The sequence below is a fragment of the Limimaricola litoreus genome, from assembly GCF_024159025.1.
Lineage (GTDB): Bacteria > Pseudomonadota > Alphaproteobacteria > Rhodobacterales > Rhodobacteraceae > Limimaricola > Limimaricola litoreus.
The window spans coordinates 1-2,390 of the sequence record NZ_JAMYXC010000032.1; the positions used below are offsets into that span (position 1 = coordinate 1).

General features: G+C 70.5%; 2 protein-coding genes and 1 pseudogene. 1 reads left to right on the forward strand and 2 read right to left on the reverse strand.

The features are described from left to right. A pseudogene (locus tag NHG85_RS02720) lies at positions 1-463 on the forward strand (hypothetical protein); the annotation flags it as partial. Here the strand turns inward: NHG85_RS02720 and NHG85_RS02725 are convergent. Together NHG85_RS02725 and NHG85_RS02730 are read right to left on the reverse strand one after the other, a co-directional pair. Beyond that, a complete protein-coding gene (locus NHG85_RS02725) occupies positions 460-1,581 on the reverse strand; it encodes a polysaccharide biosynthesis/export family protein (protein WP_253329586.1) in 1,122 nt (373 codons plus the stop codon). The pseudogene NHG85_RS02720 and the gene NHG85_RS02725 sit on opposite strands and share 4 nt — an antisense overlap. Positions 1,582-1,656: 75 nt before the next feature. Then, positions 1,657-2,148 (reverse strand): metal-dependent hydrolase, encoded by a 492-nt coding sequence (locus NHG85_RS02730; RefSeq protein WP_253329588.1) that lies wholly within the window; start codon positions 2,146-2,148, stop codon positions 1,657-1,659. Positions 2,149-2,390: the final 242 nt, after the last annotated feature.

The window sequence follows — 2,390 nt, forward strand, 5'->3', positions numbered from 1 at the left end:
CGTCTGGCGCCGCGCGCGCTCGGGCGGGCTCTGGCAGGGCTGGCGGCGCGAGATCGGCCAGGCCGACCTGCTCGGACCGGTATCGCTCGCGGGCGGGCTGCCCGGCGGCGCGGTGTTCGAAAACGGCGACACGGCGGCAGGGCGCTACCTGCGCTTTGCCGACGGCACCCAGATCGCCCAGGCCGACGCGGCGCTGTTCGCACGGATCTCGGACGACCGGCTCGAACATGTCTGGAGCTTTCCCGCCCCCTTCGCCGAGAGCCCGCAGGTCATAGCCACCCTGCCCGGCGCGGAGGCCGATTTCACCAGCCTCGCGCCCGGCGACCTCGGGCCGCTCCTGCAGGAAACGGGCACCGGCTCGGCCGCGCTCAGGATGCCCCGTGCGGCAGGCGCGGTGGCATTCCCCGGTGGCGCGCAGGTCGCCAATGTCAGGCTCTGCGCCGTGGGGCGCTGGAGCGCCTAGAGCCCCACGCCGACCCGGCTGGCAAGCCCGAGGCTGGTGCCCAGCAGGCTGAAGATCGTCTGCGCCGAGGTCACCGGGCTCTCGGTGGCATAGACGAGGTCGCCGGGCAGGATCTCGAACTCTCCGGCGCTGAACAGCCCGTCAGCCGAGGTGAGGTCGATGGTAAAGACGACGCGGGCGTGGTCCGGCCCGGCCGGCCCCGGCGTCACCATCTTGGGGGCATAGCGCCGCAGCACGAGGATGCCGCCCGGATCGGCGCGGTTCTCGGCCACCCCGCCGATGATCGACATCGCCTCCAGCGCGTCGAGCCGGTCTTCGGTGAAGTAGTGCACGCTTTCGCTGCCCGCCGCGCCGAGCGACAGGAACTTGCGGTCGTCGGCCTCGATATGGATCTTGTCGCCACCCTTGAGCGTGGTGTCGAGCCGCGGGTTGTCCAAGAGCCGCTCGACCGAGGTGCCGTAGAGCCGCCCGTCGCGGTTCAGCCGGATCTGCGGATTGCGCAGCGATCCTGCGACACCGCCGCCCTCGGCGATGAGCCCCAGCACCGTGAAATCGCTGTCGGGCAGCGGGTAGCTGCCCGGCTTGGCCACGCCGGAGACAAGGCTCACGGTGTTCTGCCGCCCCTCGCTGAAGTCGAGCTGCACCTGCGCCGAGGGCGTGACCTCGACGTATTCCGCCTCGATCCGGTCGCGCGCCGTCTCGGGGCTCATGCCCGAGACCTTGACGGTGCCGACATAGGGCAGAAACACCGTGCCGCCCGCGCCGACCCGCTGCTGCGGCAGCGCCACGAAGCGCTGCCCCGGCGTGGTCAGCAGGCCGTTCTCCTCGGTGCTCCAGATCGTGATGTCGATGCTGTCACCGGGCGCGATGATCCGCGTCTCGGGCTGGTCGACCCGGTCGATCCAGGAATGACGCGTGCCGCCGTGCCCGGGCCAGGCGGCATAGACCGGCAGCAGCGCGCGGGTTACCGGCGCCACGGCAAAATCGCGCAGCGCCGGATCGTCGGCGACCTGCGTCTGCAGAATCTCGCTGCGCAGCGCAGCCCCCCGCGGCAGGCTGGAACAGCCCGCGGCAAGAACGATGAGCCCGAGGAGGACGGGAATGCGCAGAAGTGCCATGGGGGATCCGGTGCCTGCCTTGTTTTGCGCCAACCTATCCCAGCGGTAGGCATATGGAAACACCGGTGCGCGGGCTCAGATCAGCTCCCAGCCGGACTGTGCGGCATAAAGCGCCATCCACGGCAGGATCACGAGGTTTTCCAGAGGCCCGTTCACCTTGACGAGCCGCACTCCGGCCTTGGCCTCGGTCAGCGGCCACAGGAGCGGCACGCCCGCGCCGCTAATCTTGAAGCGCGGCCCCTGCCCGAAGCTGATCGCATCGGCGGCAAGATGGGTCAGGATCCCCGCCCCGAGCGCGATGGCCACGGGCGGCGACACCATCCAGATCGGTGCCATGGCCAGCGCCGTGAACAGCAGCGAATGCGTGCCGCCGCGATGGCCGAAGACGGCGAAGACCAGCTTGGAGACCGGCCAGAAGCGGCGGCCGAGCTTGCTGTAGGGCGTGTCGAGATCCGGCAGGATCGAGCCCAGCAGCGCCGCCGCCATGATCGGCAGGCCGAGCGCCGGAGTCAGCTCCGCCAGATGCACCCCCGCCACCGCCCCGAACGCCAGATGTGTCCGCCCCATCATCGCCGTCGATTCGCCTTTCGTTCCCTGTCCGCGCCCCCGATGGACGAGATGGGCCGCGAAGGCCAGAGAGGCCCGCCTCAGCGCACGGCTTCGGGCAGGAACTCGTAATAGAAGACGTCGCTGTCGATGAAGCGGTAAAGCGCATCGGCCCCCACGGGGCGGTGCACCGGGAAATTGCGCCCCCGCTTGCGCGCTTCGGCAAGCAGCGCCTCGACCGCGGCCGCGCTGCCCGCGCCCCA

Coding starts and splice junctions, on each gene's coding strand:
- NHG85_RS02725 (WP_253329586.1), bottom strand. CDS start 1,581: ATGGCACTTCTGCGCATTCCCGTCCTCCTCGGGCTCATCGTTCTTGCC.
- NHG85_RS02730 (WP_253329588.1), bottom strand. CDS start 2,148: ATGGGGCGGACACATCTGGCGTTCGGGGCGGTGGCGGGGGTGCATCTG.